Origin of the sequence: Streptomyces sp. NPDC085900 (genome assembly GCF_044540925.1) — a bacterium.
GTDB classification, from domain to species: domain Bacteria; phylum Actinomycetota; class Actinomycetes; order Streptomycetales; family Streptomycetaceae; genus Streptomyces; species Streptomyces gilvifuscus.
This window is the reverse complement of record NZ_JBITSP010000007.1, coordinates 382,658-401,489: the sequence shown is the minus strand read 5'-3', so window position 1 is coordinate 401,489 and position 18,832 is coordinate 382,658. Positions and strand designations below refer to the sequence as shown.

The window sequence follows — 18,832 nt, the reverse complement described above, 5'->3', positions numbered from 1 at the left end:
AGGCTAGCCGTGGTGGTCGCGCAGGCGGCGGGCGGTTTCCAGTTGGTGGGGGTCGAGGGGGCGGTCGTCCTCGATGTCCCAGAGGGCGTTCTGCAGGAGGCGGCCCAGGGTCCAGGCGCGGGCGCGGGCGCGGTCCAGGGCGAGGACGTCGGTCATGGCGTCGAAGCGCCAGCGGATCTCGTCGGCCTCGAAGCGGTTGTGAAGGGCGGGCCAGAGCTCGAAGCCGGGGTCGCCGGCCAGCGGCTTGGGGTCGATTGCCAGCCAGGGGGCGCGGTCGGAGGCCAGGACGTTCTCGTCGTGCAGGTCCCAGTGCAGGAGGCGGTCGCCGGGTTCGCCGGCGACTTCCCGTACGGCGGCGGCGCAGTCGGCGATCAGGCGGCGGGCCCCGGCGTCCGGGACGCGCTCCAGGGCCCGGGGTGTCCGCTCCAGCATGGCCCGTGCGATGTCGCCGAGGCGGCGCAGGGCGGGCGGGGCGGGCAGCGCGGTCAGGTGGGCGAGCAGCCGGGCGATGACCAGGACGGCCTCCCGGGTGCCGGGGAGGGTGGAGAGCATGCGGCCCGCGTCGAGGCGTTCCAGGAGCATGGTGCCGGTGGCCGGGTCGTGGTCGAGCAGACGTACGGCTCCGTCGCCGTCCCACGCGCGCAGCGCGACCGGCTCGCCCTCGCTCTCCTCGTCGAGCAACTGGAGCTTGAGAACGGCGGGTGTGCCGTCCGCCCGCAGGACCGGCAGGACCAGGGCGCTGACGCCGTGCATCGGGTCCCCGTCCGGGCGCAGGACCCACCGTCCGAGGAAGTCCTCCGCGAGTGCCGGCAGCCCCGCGACGAAGGCACGCCCCGCCTCGCCGTTGAACCTCTCCTGCGCGGCCGCCAGTCCGCCCGGGATGTCGATCACCCTCGCGACGATACTTGCGTGCGTGAATCGCCTCATGGGAATTTTCCGGGGTTTCGGCGATCACGCACGGGCCTACGTCCGCAGTGCCCCCGGCACGTACGTGTGGCTGGCGGTGCTGTTCGTCACCACGGTCGCGCTGCACCACATGTCCCCGGAGTTCGAGGAGCAGTTCCTGCGGCAGCGGTCCACGAACATCCACGAGCTGTCGAACGACCCTGTGCGGGTGCTGGTGCAGAGCGCGATGTGGATCGACAGCGGCCACTGGCTGCCGTACGCCGTCCTCTACACCGTCTTCCACGCGCAGGCCGAACGCTGGCTGGGGACGCTCCGGTGGCTGCTTGTGTGCGTGGCCGCGCACGTGCTGGCGACGCTGATCAGCGAGCTGGCGCTGCTGAAGGCGATCCGGGACGGAATGGCGCCGCACTCCGCGGTCAACACGCTCGACATCGGGGTGAGTTACGCCCTGGCCGGGGTCGTCGCCGTGCTCGTCTACCGGATCGCGCCGCCCTGGCGGTACCTGTACCTGGCGGTCGTGCTCGTCGTCTACGGGGTGCCGCTGCTGTCCACTCCGACCTTCACCGACCTGGGGCACTTCGTGTCCGTGGTGATCGGACTGGCGTGTTATCCGCTGGTCAGGGGGCGTGGAAAAGCATGGAATCCGAAGGAGACAGTGGCCGCTTCGAGGGGTTAGCGTCCCGGCCATGAGCAGCTTGGCGAGCAGTGGCGTCGTGAACGGTGGCATCTCCTTCTGGTACGCCGACGACGGCTTCCCCGTGGTGCGGGAGCCGCTCGTCGGGGACGCGACGGCGGATGTGGTGATCGTCGGGGGCGGGTTCACGGGACTGTGGACCGCGTACTACCTGAAGAAGGCGGTGCCGTTTCTGCGGATCACCGTCCTGGAGCAGAAGTTCTGCGGGTACGGCGCCTCGGGGCGCAACGGCGGCTGGCTCTACAACGGGATCGCCGGGCGGGACCGGTACGCGAAGCTGCACGGCCACGAGGCCGCCGTACGTCTGCAGAAGGCCATGAACGACACCGTGGACGAGGTCGTCCGGGTGGCCGCGGAAGAGGGGATCGAGGCCGGCGTCCACAAGGGCGGGGTGCTCGAAGCGGCCACCACGGCGGCGCAGCTGGCCCGGCTGAAGGCGTTCCACGAGCACGAGGCGGCGTACGGGGAGAAGGACCGTGAGCTGTACGGGGCCCGGGAGACGGCGGAGCGGATCCGGGTCGCCGGCGCCGTGGGCTCCAGCTGGACCCCGCACGGCGCGCGGCTGCATCCGGTGAAGCTGGTCAAGGGGCTCGCGGCCGTCGTCGAGGCCCTCGGGGTGAGCATCTTCGAGTCGACGCCGGTGACGGAGATCCGGCCCAAGCACGCGGTCACCCCGTACGGGACGGTCCGCGCGCCGTACGTGCTGCGCTGCACCGAGGGGTTCACGGCCGCTCTGAAGGGACAGCGGCGCACCTGGCTGCCCATGAACTCCTCCATGATCGCCACCGAGCCGCTCACCGAGGCGCAGTGGGAGTCGGTGGGCTGGGCGGGCCGTGAGGCGCTGGGGGACATGGCGCACGCGTACATGTACGCGCAGCGCACCGCCGACGGGCGGATCGCGCTCGGCGGGCGCGGGGTGCCCTACCGGTTCGGGTCGCGCACCGACAACGACGGGCGGACGCAGGACGCGACCGTCGAGGCGCTGCGCGAGATCCTCGTCCGGTTCTTCCCGTCGCTGGCCGGGGTGCGGATCGAGCACGCCTGGTCGGGGGTGCTCGGGGTGCCGCGGGACTGGTGCGCGACGGTGACGCTGGACCGCTCGACGGGCCTCGGCTGGGCGGGGGGCTACGTCGGTTCGGGCGTGGCCACCACCAACCTCGCCGCGCGCACCCTGCGCGATCTGGTGCAGCTCGACTCCGGGCAGGGGCAGCGGACGGAGCTGACCGAGCTGCCGTGGGTCGGGCACAAGGTGCGCAAGTGGGAGCCGGAGCCGCTGCGTTGGCTGGGCGTGCAGGGCATGTACGCCACCTACCGGGCGGCCGACGAGCGGGAACGGACGGGCCACGGCGTCCAGTCGTCGAGGCTGGCGCGGTTCGCGGACCGGGTGGCGGGCCGGCACTGACGATCTTGGCCGGATTTCTTTACCGGCTGATTGCGTTCACAGGAAGCTCTCAGGGCTCTCTTCCCGTCAAAGCTGTTGGCCAGCTCATGTCACCGCTCCAAGGGGAGGGCACTTCATGACAGGCACTGGCCGGCGAAGAAGACGTGTATGGGTGGTGCTGGCCACGTCGGCGGCACTGGGACTGACGATCACTCAGGCCCAGGCGTCGTCCGGTCGCATCAGCCCGTTCGGCGTACGGGAACTCCATCAGCAGGCCCTTCTGCATCAGCAGCAGAAGGGCCTGTCGGCTTCCGCCGAGGCGGGGGACGAGGACGGCGGTGAGGCACAGGAGGAGGCCGAGCAGGCCGATCAGTACGCGGAGGCGCGCACCTCGCCGGGCATCGTGGCGCCGGGCGCGTACGGGGCGGCGTACGACGCGTTGAAGGGGCTGCCGCACACGCACGGCGGCTGGGACGACGTGACGCGGCTGCCGTACGACTCCGACGACCCGCGCTACCGGGACATCAACTCCAACTCCAGCGGCGGCGCCGGAAAGGTGACCGGCCGGGTCACCGGGCTGGCGGCCGACAACCACGGCTATGTGTACGCCGGTTCGGCCAACGGCGGTGTGTTCCGCTCCCGCACCGGCGGCGGCCACTGGACGAACATCTCCGACCGGCTGCCCGCCCTGTCCACCGGCGACCTGCAACTCGACGGCCACGGCCGCCTCTGGTACGCCACCGGTGAGGCCAACACCAGCGCGACCTCCTTCCTCGGCACGGGTGTCTACGTCCTCGACGACCCCCGGCACGGGAAGTTCGGCAAGCGCGACCGGGTCGGCGGCGACGAACTGGAGTCCACCTCCATCAACGCCCTGCGGTTCGCCGGGGACAAGGTGTGGGCGGCCACCACCGCGGGCGTGTGGAGCCACTCCGCCAAGACCCTGAAGGGCCATTGGAAGCTGGAGTTCGCGCCCAACCCGGACTATTTGCCGGGCGGTTCGAAGGCGAGCGACCCGAGCGCGCCGTACAAGAACATCACCAGCGACATCGCGGTCGACCCGAAGGACCCGGGCAAGGTCGTGCTGGCCGTCGGCTGGCGCGGCGGGGACACCTACAACGGCTTCTACGCCAGGTCCGGCGGGAGCTGGCAGCGGCTCACCGGCCTCGGCGACCTGCCGAGCAACGCCGAGGACGTCGGCAACGTCACCTTCGCGCGCAGCGCGGACGGCTCGCGGTACTACGCCATCGACCAGTCGCCGGAGCAGACCGCGGAGAACCCGGACAGCGGCCTGGAGGGCATCTTCGTCTCCAAGTCCGGTTCACCGACCGGCCCGTGGACCCGCATCGCCACCTACCAGCAGCTGCGCGACTCCGGCTCCGCGCTCACCGGCGCCGGCTACCAGCCCGGCATCCAGGCCTGGTACAACCAGTTCCTCACCGTCGACCCGAAGAACCCGGACCACGTCTACGCCGGTCTGGAGGAGGTCTTCGAGACCAAGGACGGCGGCAAGAACTGGAGCGTCCCCGGCCCTTACTGGAACTTCGGCTTCCCCTGCTGGTCCATCGACCCGGCCAAGCAGACCGGTGACTGCCACCAGACCGTCCACGCCGACCAGCACTCGGTCGCGATCGGCAGCAACGGCGGTGCGCCCTACGTCGTCGTCGGCGACGACGGCGGCACCTTCCGCCGGCCGCTGAACGGCAGCGCCGACGCCTCCGGCCACGCCACCGACTGGAAGTCCCTGAACGACGGCACGATGGACGCCCTGCAGTACTACTCGGTCGGCGTCGGCGTCGACCCGAACAGGAAGGGCCTCGCCGTCACCGGCGGCCTGCAGGACAACGGCCAGTCCCAACTGCGCCCCGGCGACCGGGTGATGGGCTCCAACTTCGGCGGCGACGGCGGCGACACGATCACCGATCCGGCCAACGGGTGCAACATCGCCCAGGAGTACGTCTACCTGGCGGTCTCCGTCACCAACAACTGCGCCGTGAACGACGGAAGCTGGGTCACCGACCCGTCGAAGGCGACGACGTACTCCGTCGCCCCGCCCGACAGCGCCACCGGCGAGGCGCGCTTCATCGCCCCGCTGAACGCCGACATCAAGGACTCGGGCACCTGGGTCGCGGGCGGCCGGCACGTGTGGATCAACACCAAGGGCTACGCGATCCGCAGCGGCACCGAGTGGTTCGGCGCCTACGACCTCGGCGAGGGCCACACGGCCACCGCCGTCGCCTCCTCCGGCGGCAGGGTGTACGCCGCCTGGTGCGGCCCCTGCAACAACCAGGGCTTCACCCGCGGCATCGCGGTGGGCAACGCCGACGGCACCGGCTGGCACCAGCTGAGCCTTCCCGTCGACGGCACGGTCCCCAACCGCTACCTCTCCGGTCTGGCCATCGACCCGAAGAACTCCGACCACGTCCTGCTCGCCGTCAACGGCTTCTCCCGCAAGTGGACCGAGGGCCCGGGCGCGGGCGTCGGCCACCTCTTCGAGACCCGGGACGGCGGAGTCACCTGGAAGGACGTCTCCGGGAACCTGCCGGACGTGCCCGCCAACTCGGTGGCCCTGCTCAGGAGCGGCACGATCGCGCTGGGCACGGACCTCGGGGTGCTGGTGCGCACGCCGGGCTCGAAGACCTGGCGGGTGGCCGGCGACAACCTGCCGACCACCGCGGTCATGCAGCTGCGCACCGGCCCGGACGGACGGCTGTACGCGGCCACGCACGGAAGGGGCATCTGGGCGATCGACACCCGCAAACTGCGGTGAGCCGCTGAGGCGGTGAACGGGAAGGGGAGGGGCCCGCGGTCCGTGCGGCCCCTCCCCGTCTCTGTGCCCCCGGTGCGGCGGTACCTCTATGCCACCGGCTCCGGCACCGGTGCCTCGGCCGGCGCCCCGTGCCTGGGCGCCCTGGCCGTCACCATCAGCCCCGCCAGCAGCCCCGCCAGCAGCATGATCCCGGCGGCGCACCAGATGGCGACCGTGTAGCCGTGCACCACGCCCTCCTTGGCGACCAGGGCCCGCTGGGCCGGGTTGTGCAGATGGGCGGCGATGTAGGTGGCGCTGCTGCTGGTGGCGATCGTGTTCAGCAGGGCCGTACCGATCGAACCGCCCACCTGCTGCGAGGTGTTGACGGTCGCCGAGGTCACCCCGGAGTCCTGCGGGGCGACGCCCGCGGTGGCGGTGGCGAAGACCGGCATGAAGGTCAGGCCCATGCCGAGACCCATCAGGAGCAGGGCGGGCAGGATCTCGGTGGTGTACGACGAGTGGATCGTCATCCGCGTCAGCAGCAGCATGCCGCCCGCCGCGAGGATCATGCCGGGGACCATCAGCATCCGCGGCGGCACGCGGTTCATCAGGCGCGCGGAGATCTGCGTGGAGCCGGTGATGATCGCGGCGGTGAGGGGCAGGAAGGCCAGACCCGTCTTCACGGGCGAGTAGCCGAGGACGACCTGCAGGTAGTACGTCATGAACAGGAACAGCCCGAACATGCCGATGGTCGCGAGCCCCATGGTCAGGAAGCAGCCGGCCCGGTTGCGGTCCTTGACGATGTGCAGCGGCAGCAGCGGCATGGGCGCCCGGGACTGCCACCACACGAAGGTCGCCAGGAGTACGGCGCCCACCGCGAACAGCGTCAGCACCAGCGGGTCGCCCCAGCCGCGCGGCTGGGCCTCGGAGAAGCCGTAGACGATCGCGACCAGTCCGCCGCAGCCCAGCAGTACGCCGGGCACGTCGAGGCGGGCGCCCGTGCGGCCCGGGCGGTCGTGCAGCAGGGCGAAGGCGCCGAAGACGGCGACGATCGCGATCGGGATGTTGACGTAGAGGCACCAGCGCCAGTTCAGGTACTCGGTCAGCAGGCCGCCGACGATGAAGCCGATCGCCGAACCGCTGCCGGCCAGCGCGCCGTAGATGCCGAAGGCCTTGCCGCGCTCCTTCGGGTCGGTGAACGTCGTGGTCAGCAGCGACAGGGCGGAGGGGGCCAGGACCGCGGCGAAGGCGCCCTGGAGCGCGCGGGCGCCGAAGAGCATGCCCGGACCGGTGGCGGCGCCGCCGAGCGCGGAGGCGGCGGCGAAGCCGATGAGCCCGATGATGAAGGTCCGTTTGCGTCCGACTAGGTCGGCGATCCGGCCGCCGAGCAGCAGCAGGCCGCCGAAGGCCAGCGTGTAGGCCGTGATCACCCACTGCCGGTTGGCGTCCGACATGCCCAGGTCGCTCTGTGCGGAAGGCAATGCGATGTTCACGATGGTCGCGTCCAGGACCACCATGAGCTGCGCGAGCGCGATGACCACCAGGCCCCACCAGCGGCGGGGATCGGCGGCCGCGGGGCTGCCGGCCTCCGCTGTTCGGGTGACGCTCATCTGGTCAGAAGACCATGTATCGGGGCGTATCGCATCTGGGAGCGGCTTCTGGCTGGTCATGGCTCCAGGACCACCTTTCCGATCGTGCGGCGTGTTTGCAGTGCGTGATGCGCGGCCGCCGCCTCGGCGAGCGGGAAGCGCGTCACGGCCGGGCTGAGCCGGCCGGCGGCGGCCTCGGCGAGGGCGCGGAGTTCGAGGGTCTGCAGGGAGGCCTTGCGCAGCATCACCGGGCCCAGGACCTGCTCGGAGACGCCGTCGACCAGGTAGGGCGAGCCGTCGCGGATGCCCTCGGCGGACCAGCCGAAGACGAGGTGCCCGCCGCCCGGCCCGAGAAGGCCGACGGCCTGCCGGGCGACCTCGCCGCCGACGCCGTCGAGGACGAGGGTGGCGGGCCGGCCGCCGAGGTGGGCGCGGACCTTGTCCGGCCACTGCGGGTCGCGGTAGTCGACGGCGAGATCGGCGCCGTGGGCCTGGACGCGGGCCGTCTTCTCCGGCCCGCCCGCGAGGCCCACGACGTGGGCCCCGGTATGCTTCGCGTACTGCACGAGCAGGGTTCCGATGCCGCCGGCGGCCGCCGGGATCACGACGACGGCGTCCGGGCCGAGCTCGGCGAACTGCACGATCCCCATCGCCGTACGGCCCGTCCCGATCATGGCGACGGCCTCGGCGAAGTCCAGGTTCCCCGGTATCTCGTGCACCCGGTCGACGTCGGCGACGGCCAGTTCCGCGTAGCCCCCGGGCGCGAAACCGAGGTGGGCGACCACACGCCTGCCCAGCCACAGCCCGGCGACGCCCTCCCCGAGGGACTCCACGACACCGGCGATCTCGCGGCCGGGCACGGTGGGCAGGGCGGGCAGCTCGGGCAGGGGGCCCTGGACGCCCTCGCGCAGGGCGGTGTCGAGCAGATGGACGCCCGCGGCCGCGACCGCGACCCGGACCTGGCCGGGGCCCGGCACCGGGTCGTCGATCTCCTCCAGGGTCAGGTTCCCGGGCGGGCCGAAGGCGTACAGGCGGATGGCGTGCATGACGGACTCCCTGTGTGCGGTGTCGTAGGCATCCGACTCTCCAACCTCGACATTGGTTGAGGTCAAGTGGTGAGCGCGCCGGTGGGGCGTTCTCGATGCATAGGACTCCTCCCGCGCCCGGAATGTGACATGTGGGGTGTCGTCGCAGGTCAGGGCGATTGTCAGTGGCGGGGTGCAGCATGGGGGCATGGTGAGGCGTGCGACGGGCAGGACGGGTGAGGACGGCGGCCCCGGGGGTGGCCCCGGTGGCGGCTTCGGGGGTGCGCGGCGTACGGCGGTGAAGGCGGCGCGCCGGCCCGAACTGCGGCTGTACGATCTACGACCCTTCGACGGCGGGGAGTTGGAGCCGGACGGGGACTACGATGGTCTGGAGTTCCGGGAGTCGGATTTCGCCGGCCAGGACGGCGGAGGCGCCCGGTTCCTGGACTGCGCGCTGACGGGGTGCGCGGTGGACGAGACGCGGTTGCACCAGGCGCGCGTACTCGACTCCGTCCTGACGGGGCTGCGGGGCGTGGGCACGGATCTCGCGGAGTCGACGCTGCGGGATGTGGAGCTGGTCGACGCCCGCCTGGGCGGGGTGCAGATGCACGGCGCCGTGCTGGAACGGGTGCTGGTCCGGGGCGGCAAGATCGACTACCTGAACCTGCGCGCGGCCCGGCTCAAGGACGTCGTCTTCGAGAGCTGTGTCCTGGTCGAGCCGGACTTCGGGGGCGCCCGGCTGGAGCGGGTGGAGTTCGTCGACTGCGTCCTCAAGGGGGCCGACCTGACCGGGGTCGAGCTGAAGGACGTCGATCTGAGAGCGGCGGCCGAGCTGGACATCTCGGCCGGGGTGGAGAGATTGGCCGGGGCGGTGATCAGTCCGTCCCAACTGATGGATCTGGCGCCGGTGCTGGCGGCCCAGATGGGGATCCGGGTGGAAGGCTGACGCAGTGGGGAGCTTCTACGGCAACGTGGTCGTGGCGCGGGCGTGCGACGAGGTGGTGCCGCTGCTCGGCGGGCCGGACGGGAGGGGGATACGGGGGTTCGCGCTGCCGGTCGGCCCCGGCCACACCGCGGTCTACCCCGATCCGGAGACCGACGCGCCGGACCTCGCCGGGCCGCTGAGCCGGCTGCTGGGGGCGCCGGCGCTGGGATCGTACGTCTTCGACTCGGACGTGCTGATCATGCATCTGTACGCGGACGGGGAGCTGAGGCACGCCTACGACTCGTGGCCCGGGTACTTCGACGAACCGGCGACCGACGAGGGCGGGAACCCGGTGGAGGTGGGGGCGTTCGAGTTCCCCGAGCCCGTCGGCGCCGCCCCCGAGGCCTTCGTTCCGCTGGCCTTCGGCCCCGTGGACCGGGAGGCGCTGGAGTCCGTGCTGCGGGGCACCCCCCTGGACCCGGGCGACGGCCAGGACGGACGGTACGTGTTCGCCAACACCCAGCACTACGACGCGATGCTCTGCCTCGGCCTGAACGCCTGCCGGCTGAGCACGGGCTACCACTACCTCTCCCTGGGCGGCCTGCCGCACGAGACGAAGGCGGAGGAACTGCTGGCGATCGGCTAGGAGATCTTCGGGGCCCTCACCGTCAGGAGACCCTCGGGAAGCGGGCCTGCAGGCTCCAGATCGCCGGGTTCTCGCCGAGGTCCTCGTGCAGGTCGACCAGGTCGGCGAGCAGGTCGTGCAGGAAGTCGCGGGCCTCGCGGCGCAGTTCGGCGTGGGAGAAGGTCAGCGGAGCCTCCTCGGCCGGCATCCAGTCGGCCTCGATGTCCACCCAGCCGAAGCGGCGCTCGAAGAGCATGCGGTCGGTGGACTCGGTGAAGTCCAGCTCAGCGCGCTGCGGCCGGGAGGCACGTGAGCCCGCCGGATCCCGGTCCAGCCGTTCCACGATGTCGCACAGGGCCCACGCGAAGTCGAGCACCGGCACCCATCCCCAGGCTGTGGACAGTTCCCGGTCCTGCTTGGTGTCGGCGAGATAGACGTCGCCGCAGAACAGGTCGTGACGCAGGGCGTGGACGTCCACGCGCCGGTAGTCCGTCTGAGGCGGATCCGGGAAGCGGTTGGAGAGGGCGTAACCGATGTCGAGCACGTACGAGATGGTGTCACGCCCCGCATAGGATCTCTGACGTGTCCCGTTTCGCGCCCGTTGTCCCGGCCGCCGTCACCCTCCTGTTGACCGTCACCGCCTGCTCCGGCGGCGTCCACGGCACCCCGGGCGGCTCCGGCGTGCACGACCCGTACTTCCCGAAGGCGGGCAACGGCGGCTACGACGTCGATCACTACGACCTGAAACTCGCCTACACCCCCGTCAAGGGCAGCCGAGGCGGCCGGCTCTCCGGCACCGCGACCGTCACCGCCCGCGCCACCAAGGACCTCACCGCCTTCGACCTCGACCTCAAGGGCATGGACGTCGAGGACGTCACCGTCGAGGGCAGGCGCGCCCGCTTCAACCGCACCGGCCAGGAGCTGACCGTCCGCCCCCACGACGACATCGACGCGGGCGAGACCTTCCGCATCACCGTCCGCTACTCCGGCACCCCCGAGACCGTCACCGACCCCGACGGCTCCCAGGAGGGCTGGCTGCCCACCGCCGACGGCGCCCTCGCCCTGGGCGAGCCGACGGGCTCCATGGCGTGGTTCCCCGGCAACGACCACCCCTCCGACAAGGCGACGTACGACATGGCGATCACCGTGCCGAAGGGCCTGCAGGCCGTCTCCAACGGCGAGCCGACCGGCGAGCGGACCGGCGGGAACCGTACGACCTTCACCTGGCACACCGCCCAGCCGATGGCGAGCTACCTCGCCACGGTCGCCGTCGGCCACTACGACATCACCCGCTCCACCATCGGCAAGGACCGCCTGCCGGTGTACGTCGCCGTCGACCCGACCGAGGCGAAGTCGGCCCGCAAGGTGCTGGCGAAGCTCCCCGAGATCATGGAGTGGGAGGAGTACAACTTCGGCCCGTACCCCTTCTCCTCCACCGGCGCGATCGTCGACCGCCCGCAGGACGCCGGATACGCCCTGGAGACCCAGAACCGGCCCGTCTTCCCCGGCGCCCCCGACACCGGCACCCTCGTCCACGAACTCGCCCACCAGTGGTACGGCGACTCCGTCACGCCGAAGACCTGGCGGGACATGTGGCTCAACGAGGGCTTCGCGACGTACGCGGAATGGCTGTGGGACGAGGACCACGGCGGCGACACCGCCCAGCGGACCTTCGACCACCTCTACGCACACGGCGAGGACGAGTACCCCGACCTCTGGTCCTTCCCGCCGGCCCGACCCAGCAGCGCCGCCCACATCTCCGACGCCCCGGTCTACGTGCGCGGCGCGATGGTCCTCCAGCAGATCCGCCGGACCGTCGGCGACGACACCTTCTACGACATCGTCCAGGGCTGGGCCGCGGCCCACCGCCACGGCAACGCGGACACCGCCGAGTTCACCGCGTACGTCGAGAAGAAGGCCCCGGACAAGGACTTCGGCGCGATCTGGAAGGACTGGCTGTACGGAAAGGGCAGGCCGGACCACCCGTGACGGCGACCCGGCCTGCTCAATACCCAGCTGTGCCGGGTTAGTTGACGTTGACGGCCTTCCAGGCGGCCGCCACCGCGTTGTACTCCGCGCTGCCCGCGCCGTACAGGTCGCTCGCCGCCTTCAGGGTGCCGGTGCGGGCGCCCGCGTAGTCGGTCGAGGACGTGAAGTACGTGCTCAGGGCCCGGTACCAGATCTGGTCGGCCTTGGCGCGGCCGATGCCGGTGACCGTCGAGCCGTCGTAGGTCGGGGAGTTGTACGAGACCCCGTTGACCGTCTTCGCGCCGCTGCCCTCGCTCAGCAGGTAGAAGAAGTGGTTCGCGACGCCGGAGGAGTAGTGCACGTCGAGGCGGCCGACGTTGCGCGACCAGTAGTCGGCGGACTTGCCGTCCTTGCTGGGCTTGTCCATGTAGCGCAGCGGGGTGCCGTTGCCGTTGATGTCGATCTTCTCGCCGATGAGGTAGTCACCGGGGTCGGAGGAGTTGTTGGCGAAGAACTCCACCGAGGTGCCGAAGATGTCGGAGGTGGCCTCGTTCAGGCCGCCCGACTCACGGCTGTACTTCAGCCCCGCCGTGGCCGCGGTCAGCCCGTGGCTCATCTCGTGCCCGGCCACGTCGAGCGAGGTCAGCGGCTTGACGTTGCCCTGGCCGTCGCCGTACGTCATGCAGAAGCAGGTGTCGTCCCAGAAGGCGTTGACGTACGCGTTGCCGTAGTGGACGCGCGAGTACGCGGCCCGGCCGTCGCCCGCGATGCCGTTGCGGTTGAAGGCGGACTTGTAGAAGTCCCAGGTGACGGCGGCGCCGTAGGCCGCGTCGACGGCGGCGGTCTGGCGGTTGGCCGCGGTGCCGTCGCCCCAGGTGTCGTCGGCGTCGTGGAAGAGGGTGCCGGTGCCGGACGTGCCGCCGTTCAGGTCGTACGTCTTGTGCCCGCCGCGTCCGCCGTCGACGAGGTCGTAGCCGCCGGAGGCGGAGGCGGTGGTGCCCAGGGTCACGCTGCCGCTGTACATGGCCGTGCCCGTGCCGGTGTCGACGGCCTGGTAGTCGAAGATCTTCTTTCCGGTGGCGGCGTCCGTGATCACGTGCAGTTCGCTCGGGGTGCCGTCGTCCTGGAGGCCCTTGACGACCGACTCGTACGCGAGGACGGGCTTGGCGCCGGCCGCCCAGATCACCTTGCGGGTGGTGGCGTGCGAGGAGCCGGTGCCCGCGAGGGCGGTCTTCCTGTCGGAGGCGGCGGACACGGAGGCGTCGGTCGACGCCACGGATATCCGGGCCTTGGTCGCCTTCGTGACGCCCTTCAGGGTGCCGTTCCTCGCCACGTGCGTGACCAGGTCGCCGCCGAGGACGGGCAGGCCGGCGTAGGTGCGCTGGTAGCGGGTGTGGACGGTGCCGTTCGCGTCCTTCACCACGTCCTGGACGACGAGCTTCTCCTGCGCGCCGAGCCCGAGCTCCCGGGCGGTCGAACCGGCGGCCTCCTGCGCCGACCTGAGCGCGGCGGCGCGGGCCGAGGCGGTGAGGGGGAGGGCGGTGGCGCCGCTGGAGTGCGCGGGCGCGGCGGTGGCGGCGCCGTTCTGCAGGGCGAGCACGACCATCGCGGCGGAGCCGATCAGGGCGGCGGTGCGGAGCGTACGGGAACGCTGTCTCACTCGGTCTCCTTCGAGCCGGCCTCATGGCTGAGGCACAGGTGTGGCACAGGCGGGGCACAGAGTTGCGGCGAGCGAGGAGAGGTTGCCATCTGAACGATCTGTTTGACAGACCGCCGTCAAGAATTTACGCGTTCGTATCCGAATGGCGTGACGCGGGGTTCGCTATGCGGACGGGGTGGAGGGGTGCAACTCCACTTAGCACAAGCGCAGTTGGCGGCGGGAACGTCACACCTGGGCGCCCCCGGGGACGAGCGCGCGCTCACGCGGGCGGCTGGTTCAGTTCCTTGCGCAACACCGCGCAGGGGCGGCCGAGGTCGCGGTCGGGGCGGTGGGCGATGACCTCGTAGCCGAGGCTGGTCCAGAAGGCGAGGGCCTTGGGGTTGTTCTCCAGGACGGCGAGGCGGACCGCGGTGCGGCCGGCCCTTCGGAAGCCGTCCTCGACGAGCGCGGCGAACCGCCGTCCGTGGCCCCGCCCGTGCAGGGTCGCGTCCACCATCAGCAGGCCGATCCAGGGGTCCGGGTCGGCCGGGTCGGGGTGGTGGGCGAGGGTGATGGCGATGCCGACCAGCCGCCCCTCGCTGCGGGCGAGCAGCACCTCGGCGTCCGGATGCGCCAGGTCGTCGGCCAGTGCGGTCGCCACCTGCTCCGGGCGGATGTCGTCCGGGTCCGGGAACTCGCCGCTGAGCGCGTGGAACGCGTGGTTGGAGGCGTACAGGGCGGTCAGTTCGGTCAGGAGCTCGCCGGGGAGGGCGCCGTCTGTGGGCACGAGCCGTTCGAGGATCATGCGGCGGACGCTACCCGGGCGGGCGGGCACAGAGCGCCCGCTTTACGCGCGCTCAGGCGCCGGCCTTGTCCAACGCGCTCTGCAGCGACTGCTTGTAGCCCCCGCTGGTGTACGTCGCTCCGGACACCGTGTCGATGTTCGCGCTCTGCGCCTGCAGCGTCTCCTGGTTGAGCTTGGGGACGGCCGTCGCGTTGATCTGCTGGCTGCGGCCTGCCCCGTCGGGGTACTGGACCGCGCTCGCCCCGGTGATCCTGCTTCCGGTGAGGGTGATCCGCACCTGGACGGGGCCGTACTGCGTCTGGGCCGTCGCCCCGGTGACGGTGCGCGTCGTGGGCGCGGCCGCGGTGGTCCTCGGGGCGGAGGGAGCGCTGCCGGTTCTGGCGGGGGCGGCCGACGCCGAGTGCGACGGCTTCGCGGAGGACGTCGGGGTGCGCTTCTTCTCGGGCGTCTTCGACGGCGACGGGGACGCCGACGCGGAGTGCGCGGACGCCGAGGCCTGTGCCGTCAGCGTGGGCGCGGGGGTGTCGGCCTTGGCCAGTCCCGGGTCGGTGGTCGGCTTCAGCGCGAGCAGCAGCACGACGCTGGAAACGGCGCCGGCGCCGGCCAGCAGGGCGTGGCGGAACGGATGCTTCTTCCTCACGGCAGCTCCAGCGCGTCAGCGGTAGGACGTGTCACAGGTCGCGCCTCAGAACTCGAAGGACTCGTGGTGGATACGGCGGTGCGGCACACCTGCCTCGCGCAGTGCGGTGTACGACTCCTCGGCCAGCCCCGGCGGCCCGCACAGATACACGTCGTGGCGGGCGATATCCGGCAGAATCCGGCGCAGCATCTTCGCGGTGATCGCCGGCCGCCGTCCGTCCGGGCTGTTGACCGCGTAGAGCAGCTGGGCGCCGCGTTCGTCCGCGATGGCCTCCAGTTCCTCGCGCAGCGCCAGTTCCTCGGCCGTGCGGGCCCGGTAGAGCAGCGTCAGGTCCCCGGCCGCGCCGGGCAGCGTCTCGAACAGGGCGCGCAGCGGGGTGATGCCCGCGCCGCCCGCGAGCAGCAGCACCTTGCCGCGGCTGCGACGGGCCGCCGTCATCGCCCCGTACGGGCCCTCGGCCCACACCCGTGTGCCTGGCCTGAGGCCGGCCAGCGCCGAGCTGTGCCCGCCGACGGCCTTGACGGTGATCCGCAGCAGGTCGGGGCGGGGCGGTGCGGAGAGGGAGTAGGGATTGGCTGTCCACCGCAGGCCCTTGGTGAGGAACCGCCAGCGGAAGAAGTGCCCGGCCTCGGCGCCCAGCCGGTGCAGCCGCCGGCCGCGGATCAGCACCGAGACGATCTCCGGCGCCTCCCGCACCACCGCCTCGACCCGCATCCGGTGCCGGAGGTTGAGCCGCACCGGAGTGAGCACGCGGTACCACAGCACCAGGACGCCGACGGTGACGTACAGGGCGTACCAGGCCGTCCGGGCGGTCGCGTCGCCGACGAACTGGTCGCCCGTCGTCAACTGGTGCCAGAAGGCGAGGTAGACCGCGGCATAGGTGAGCAGGTGCAGGTAGTACCAGGTCTCGTAGCGCATACGGCGCCGTACGGCGCCTGCGGAGACGAAGCCGACGAGGAGCAGCAGCACGGTGCCCACCGTCGCCTCGACCATGTCCGGGTAGCCGGTGACGACGGAGACCGTCTGCGTCACGATGCCGGTGTTCGCCTGGAGGGCGTACCCGTACAGGATCAGCACGACGTGGGCGAGGGTCAGCGAGAGGGCGTAACGGCCGCCGCGGGCGTGCCAGCGCACCACGCGGTCGGAGCCGACGCGGCGTTCCAGCGCGGGGACGCGTGCCATCTGGGCGATCACGAGGGCGATCGCGTATCCGGCGAGCAGTCCGGTGATGCGGCCCGCGTTCACCAGCCGGTCGGCCGTGGTCGCCGCGACGGCCGGGGTGCTCCGCCACCACAGCCACACCACGGCGGCGGCTCCTGCCCAGAAGAGCAGGAGCAGGGGTGCGGCGGGTGAACGCCGGCGGCGGATCCGGCGCATGGTCTGCCGCCGTCCCGCCCGGCTGTGCTGGATGGTCGTCAAGGCCGTCTTTCCTTTGCTCGCCTTGGCCCCCGTCCTTGCTCAGTGCCCGGCACCGTACACCGGCCAGATGGCCGAAAACAGTCGGTGGGGGTGGGGTGCGGCCGCTGTGCCGTCTGCCGTGCGAGGTGCCCAGCGGGCCCGCTTTCCCCGGCGTCCCCCCTGCTCCAGCGCAGCGGAGGAGCCGGGCGTCACCGTCCCCGCGCCTCGACGGCCGCCGCGCGCAGCCCCCGTCCGCCTGTGATCGACGTCACTCGCCGGCTCCTCGTCGCCGTTGCCGCGGGACGGGCCCTAGGTGTGCCGGCCCGACCTGAGCGAAGATGCTCCCAGGAGCCACACCGCATACGGGGACGGAAGCAGATGACCACCCAGCCACCGCCGTACGGAAACCAGCCCGCGTACGGTCAACAGCCCCCGCCCCCGCCGCAGTACCCACCGGCCGCGGCCCCGATGGGCTTCGGCCCACCCCAACCTCCGCCCGAAGGGCCGGAGTTCATGGCGGTCGACGTCCACAACTCGATCGTCGTCGATGTCACGGGCGTCGCGTTCGAGGATCACGGCGCGGCCGTGGAGTTCTCCTGGCCGGAGATCCAGAGCGTCCACTACAAGGCGAGCCCGAACGGCAAGGCGCTGATGATGGCGGTGATCCTGCCGAACGGGCAGTTCTACGAGTGCGTGGTCCAGGCGAAGCCGAGGGCCCAGCTCGGGCAGTGGTTCGCGCAGCTGGCGGCCGTGCTTGGGTACTACCGGCCGATGGGCTGGTAGCGGGTCCTTTCACCGGGTTGTTTCTCGGGGACCCGGTCCGCCGCGCTTCGGTCGATGCGGATCTCCGCCCACACCGTCTTGCGCGGCGGCAGGCCCGGTGCGACTCCCCACTTGTCGGCGAGCGCGTCCACGAGTACGAGGCCGCGGCCCGACTCCGCTTCGGGAGAGGGGAGTTGTGCCCGCGGCGCACTGTCACCCCGCGTGTCCGTGACCTCGATGCGCAGGGTGTCGGCGACCACGTAGAGCGTCAGGCGGAAGTCGCGGCCCGGTACGCGGCCGTGCGTCGCCGCGTTCGCCGCCAGCTCCGCCACGATGTGCTCCGCCGGGTCCAACGGCAGCTCCCAGGCACGGAGTCGCTCCGTGGCCAGCAGCCTCGCCAGCCGTGCTCCCCGCGGAGTGGGGGAGAGCTGCACGCTGAAGTTGCGGATGGGGGTGGAGGTTTCCTCGTTCACGTCACTCAGCGTGGCCGCCCATGTCTACCGTGAGTAGTGACTGCGCCGTTGCGTACGGTGACTGTCCGGAGCTTGTCCGGTGCTGTCCGGACTGTCGGGACGGGCCGTACGGGCAGGGCGTGCGGTAGGGCCAGTACGACGGAGGGGCACGCGGGATGTCGGTGGACGCGGAGGCGGGACGGCTCAGGACCGAGGCGGACGAGCCGGGTTGGGAGGTCGATCCGGACGACGAGTGGGGCGTCGCGGTCATCGCCACGGTCGGGCGGCAGCTCAAGCTGCGGCGAGAGGCGGTGGGGATGCGCGCCGCCGACTTCGGCAAGGCCGTGGGGTACGGCGAGGACCTCGTCTACAAGATCGAGGGAGGGAAGCGGATTCCCCGGCAGGAGTATCTGGACAGGGCCGACGAGGTGTTGGGGGCCGGTGGGCTCGTCTCGGCGACCTGGGAGGACGTGAAGAAGGTCCGGTACCCGAAGAAGGTGCGGGAGCTGGGGAAGATGGAGGCTCAGGCGGTCGAGTGCCAGTTGTACGACCCGCTCAACATCCACGGGCTGTTGCAGACGCCCGAGTACGCGCGCGGGCTGCTGATGATGCGGCGCCCCGCGTACACCGAGGACGAGGTGGAGCGGTTCATCGCCGCTCGCGTGGCCCGCAAGGCCGTGTTCGAGAGGGATCCGGCACCCGAGCTCAGCTTCGTGCTGGAGGAGTGGACGCTACGCCGTCCGCTCGGTGGCCGGGCGGGGCTGCGTCGCGAGCTCGAACACCTCTTGGAGGTGGCGCAGTTGCGGAACGTCGAGCTTCAGGTGATGCCGATGGATCGTGAGGAGCATGCCGGGCTCGCGGGTGGCATCGAGGTGCTGAAGTTCGAGGATGGATCTGCTGTGGGTCGCTCGCCGGCGGTGGCCAACGGGCGGCCGGTCACCGAGCCCAAGCAGCTCCGTATCCTTGAACTGCGTTATGGCATCATCCGGGCGCAGGCGCTCACCCCGCGTGAGTCGACAGCCTTCATCGAGCAACTGCTGGGGGAAACATGATCCGCAACGCCTCTGCCGGAGAGACCTCCGAGCTGGCGTGGTTCAAGAGCAGCTACAGCAGCAGCAGCGAAGGCGACTCGTGCGTCGAGGTCGCCAACACCCCCCGCACGATCCACGTCCGCGACTCCAAGCACGACACCGTCGGCCCCCGCCTGGCCTTCACCCCGGCGACCTGGTCCGTGTTCGTGTCCCAGGCGTGAGCCCCCGGCCGCGGCGCACCGC

Annotated in this window: 18 protein-coding genes; 9 read left to right on the top strand and 9 right to left on the bottom strand. The window is 71.3% G+C overall.

Annotated features, from left to right (window positions below):
- Positions 1-3: 3 nt before the first annotated feature.
- Entirely contained in the window at positions 4-927 is a 924-nt protein-coding gene (locus tag ACIGDI_RS25800; RefSeq protein ID WP_399900871.1) for an aminoglycoside phosphotransferase family protein, read from the bottom strand.
- Between ACIGDI_RS25800 and ACIGDI_RS25795 the strand changes: the two genes are divergently transcribed.
- From ACIGDI_RS25795 to ACIGDI_RS25785, 3 genes are all read left to right on the top strand, one after another.
- On the top strand, positions 926-1,582 hold the full coding sequence (locus ACIGDI_RS25795; RefSeq protein WP_399900868.1) for a rhomboid-like protein: 657 nt from the start codon (positions 926-928) through the stop codon (positions 1,580-1,582). The genes ACIGDI_RS25800 and ACIGDI_RS25795 overlap by 2 nt on opposite strands.
- Before the next feature lie 10 nt (positions 1,583-1,592).
- Positions 1,593-3,002, top strand: a complete 1,410-nt coding sequence (locus ACIGDI_RS25790; RefSeq protein WP_399900865.1) for an NAD(P)/FAD-dependent oxidoreductase — start codon at positions 1,593-1,595, stop codon at positions 3,000-3,002.
- A gap of 115 nt (positions 3,003-3,117) precedes the next feature.
- On the top strand, positions 3,118-5,751 hold the full coding sequence (locus ACIGDI_RS25785) for a glycosyl hydrolase (RefSeq protein ID WP_399900863.1): 2,634 nt from the start codon (positions 3,118-3,120) through the stop codon (positions 5,749-5,751).
- Positions 5,752-5,837: 86 nt separating this feature from the next.
- Here ACIGDI_RS25785 and ACIGDI_RS25780 read toward each other — a convergent pair whose 3' ends face one another.
- Together ACIGDI_RS25780 and ACIGDI_RS25775 are read right to left on the bottom strand one after the other, a co-directional pair.
- Complete coding sequence (locus ACIGDI_RS25780) at positions 5,838-7,340, bottom strand: MFS transporter (RefSeq protein WP_399900861.1); 1,503 nt, start codon at positions 7,338-7,340, stop codon at positions 5,838-5,840.
- Positions 7,341-7,396: 56 nt separating this feature from the next.
- Positions 7,397-8,365 carry a zinc-binding dehydrogenase gene (locus tag ACIGDI_RS25775; protein ID WP_399900858.1) on the bottom strand — a complete coding sequence of 323 codons (969 nt, stop codon included), beginning with the start codon at positions 8,363-8,365 and terminating at the stop codon, positions 7,397-7,399.
- Between the two features lie 187 nt (positions 8,366-8,552).
- On the opposite strand from ACIGDI_RS25775, the gene ACIGDI_RS25770 reads away from it, so the two are divergent.
- Both ACIGDI_RS25770 and ACIGDI_RS25765 read left to right on the top strand, forming a co-directional pair.
- Positions 8,553-9,290: a pentapeptide repeat-containing protein gene (locus ACIGDI_RS25770; protein ID WP_399900855.1), complete on the top strand. Its 738-nt coding sequence runs from the start codon at positions 8,553-8,555 to the stop codon at positions 9,288-9,290.
- A 4-nt stretch (positions 9,291-9,294) separates the two neighbouring features.
- Complete coding sequence (locus tag ACIGDI_RS25765) at positions 9,295-9,915, top strand: hypothetical protein (RefSeq protein ID WP_399900852.1); 621 nt, start codon at positions 9,295-9,297, stop codon at positions 9,913-9,915.
- Between the two features lie 22 nt (positions 9,916-9,937).
- Here ACIGDI_RS25765 and ACIGDI_RS25760 read toward each other — a convergent pair whose 3' ends face one another.
- Entirely contained in the window at positions 9,938-10,438 is a 501-nt protein-coding gene (locus ACIGDI_RS25760) for a hypothetical protein (protein ID WP_399900850.1), read from the bottom strand.
- Between the two features lie 38 nt (positions 10,439-10,476).
- Between ACIGDI_RS25760 and ACIGDI_RS25755 the strand changes: the two genes are divergently transcribed.
- Positions 10,477-11,883: a M1 family metallopeptidase gene (locus ACIGDI_RS25755; RefSeq protein WP_399900847.1), complete on the top strand. Its 1,407-nt coding sequence runs from the start codon at positions 10,477-10,479 to the stop codon at positions 11,881-11,883.
- A 37-nt stretch (positions 11,884-11,920) separates the two neighbouring features.
- Here ACIGDI_RS25755 and ACIGDI_RS25750 read toward each other — a convergent pair whose 3' ends face one another.
- The 4 genes from ACIGDI_RS25750 to ACIGDI_RS25735 all read right to left on the bottom strand — a co-directional run bounded on the left by ACIGDI_RS25750 (position 11,921) and on the right by ACIGDI_RS25735 (position 16,323).
- Positions 11,921-13,468 carry a M4 family metallopeptidase gene (locus tag ACIGDI_RS25750; RefSeq protein WP_399901190.1) on the bottom strand — a complete coding sequence of 516 codons (1,548 nt, stop codon included), beginning with the start codon at positions 13,466-13,468 and terminating at the stop codon, positions 11,921-11,923.
- Between the two features lie 313 nt (positions 13,469-13,781).
- Positions 13,782-14,306 carry a GNAT family N-acetyltransferase gene (locus ACIGDI_RS25745; RefSeq protein ID WP_399900844.1) on the bottom strand — a complete coding sequence of 175 codons (525 nt, stop codon included), beginning with the start codon at positions 14,304-14,306 and terminating at the stop codon, positions 13,782-13,784.
- Positions 14,307-14,358: 52 nt separating this feature from the next.
- The gene (locus ACIGDI_RS25740) at positions 14,359-14,946 is read right to left on the bottom strand and encodes an FMN-binding protein (protein WP_399900841.1); all 588 of its coding nucleotides are present in this window, start codon (positions 14,944-14,946) and stop codon (positions 14,359-14,361) included.
- Positions 14,947-14,991: 45 nt separating this feature from the next.
- Complete coding sequence (locus tag ACIGDI_RS25735) at positions 14,992-16,323, bottom strand: ferric reductase-like transmembrane domain-containing protein (protein ID WP_399901188.1); 1,332 nt, start codon at positions 16,321-16,323, stop codon at positions 14,992-14,994.
- 399 nt (positions 16,324-16,722) lie between these two features.
- Here ACIGDI_RS25735 and ACIGDI_RS25730 point away from each other — a divergent pair, with 399 nt between their 5' ends.
- Positions 16,723-17,127, top strand: a complete 405-nt coding sequence (locus tag ACIGDI_RS25730; RefSeq protein WP_399900838.1) for a hypothetical protein — start codon at positions 16,723-16,725, stop codon at positions 17,125-17,127.
- Here the strand turns inward: ACIGDI_RS25730 and ACIGDI_RS25725 are convergent.
- On the bottom strand, positions 17,106-17,579 hold the full coding sequence (locus tag ACIGDI_RS25725) for an ATP-binding protein (RefSeq protein WP_399900835.1): 474 nt from the start codon (positions 17,577-17,579) through the stop codon (positions 17,106-17,108). The two genes, ACIGDI_RS25730 and ACIGDI_RS25725, sit on opposite strands and share 22 nt — an antisense overlap.
- Positions 17,580-17,734: 155 nt before the next feature.
- Here ACIGDI_RS25725 and ACIGDI_RS25720 point away from each other — a divergent pair, with 155 nt between their 5' ends.
- Together ACIGDI_RS25720 and ACIGDI_RS25715 are read left to right on the top strand one after the other, a co-directional pair.
- The gene (locus ACIGDI_RS25720) at positions 17,735-18,610 is read left to right on the top strand and encodes a helix-turn-helix domain-containing protein (RefSeq protein ID WP_399900832.1); all 876 of its coding nucleotides are present in this window, start codon (positions 17,735-17,737) and stop codon (positions 18,608-18,610) included.
- Positions 18,607-18,810, top strand: a complete 204-nt coding sequence (locus tag ACIGDI_RS25715) for a DUF397 domain-containing protein (protein WP_399900830.1) — start codon at positions 18,607-18,609, stop codon at positions 18,808-18,810. Before ACIGDI_RS25720 ends, ACIGDI_RS25715 begins: the two co-directional genes overlap by 4 nt.
- Positions 18,811-18,832 lie beyond the last annotated feature (22 nt).

Excerpts from the sequence above, each read along its gene's own strand:
- ACIGDI_RS25795 (WP_399900868.1), top strand. The coding sequence starts at position 926 with ATGGGAATTTTCCGGGGTTTCGGCGATCACGCACGGGCCTACGTCCGC.
- ACIGDI_RS25800 (WP_399900871.1), bottom strand. The coding sequence starts at position 927 with ATGAGGCGATTCACGCACGCAAGTATCGTCGCGAGGGTGATCGACATC.
- ACIGDI_RS25790 (WP_399900865.1), top strand. The coding sequence starts at position 1,593 with ATGAGCAGCTTGGCGAGCAGTGGCGTCGTGAACGGTGGCATCTCCTTC.
- ACIGDI_RS25785 (WP_399900863.1), top strand. The coding sequence starts at position 3,118 with ATGACAGGCACTGGCCGGCGAAGAAGACGTGTATGGGTGGTGCTGGCC.
- ACIGDI_RS25780 (WP_399900861.1), bottom strand. The coding sequence starts at position 7,340 with ATGAGCGTCACCCGAACAGCGGAGGCCGGCAGCCCCGCGGCCGCCGAT.
- ACIGDI_RS25775 (WP_399900858.1), bottom strand. The coding sequence starts at position 8,365 with ATGCACGCCATCCGCCTGTACGCCTTCGGCCCGCCCGGGAACCTGACC.
- ACIGDI_RS25770 (WP_399900855.1), top strand. The coding sequence starts at position 8,553 with ATGGTGAGGCGTGCGACGGGCAGGACGGGTGAGGACGGCGGCCCCGGG.
- ACIGDI_RS25750 (WP_399901190.1), bottom strand. The coding sequence starts at position 13,468 with ATGGTCGTGCTCGCCCTGCAGAACGGCGCCGCCACCGCCGCGCCCGCG.
- ACIGDI_RS25745 (WP_399900844.1), bottom strand. The coding sequence starts at position 14,306 with ATGATCCTCGAACGGCTCGTGCCCACAGACGGCGCCCTCCCCGGCGAG.
- ACIGDI_RS25735 (WP_399901188.1), bottom strand. The coding sequence starts at position 16,323 with ATGCGCCGGATCCGCCGCCGGCGTTCACCCGCCGCACCCCTGCTCCTG.
- ACIGDI_RS25730 (WP_399900838.1), top strand. The coding sequence starts at position 16,723 with ATGACCACCCAGCCACCGCCGTACGGAAACCAGCCCGCGTACGGTCAA.
- ACIGDI_RS25720 (WP_399900832.1), top strand. The coding sequence starts at position 17,735 with ATGTCGGTGGACGCGGAGGCGGGACGGCTCAGGACCGAGGCGGACGAG.
- ACIGDI_RS25715 (WP_399900830.1), top strand. The coding sequence starts at position 18,607 with ATGATCCGCAACGCCTCTGCCGGAGAGACCTCCGAGCTGGCGTGGTTC.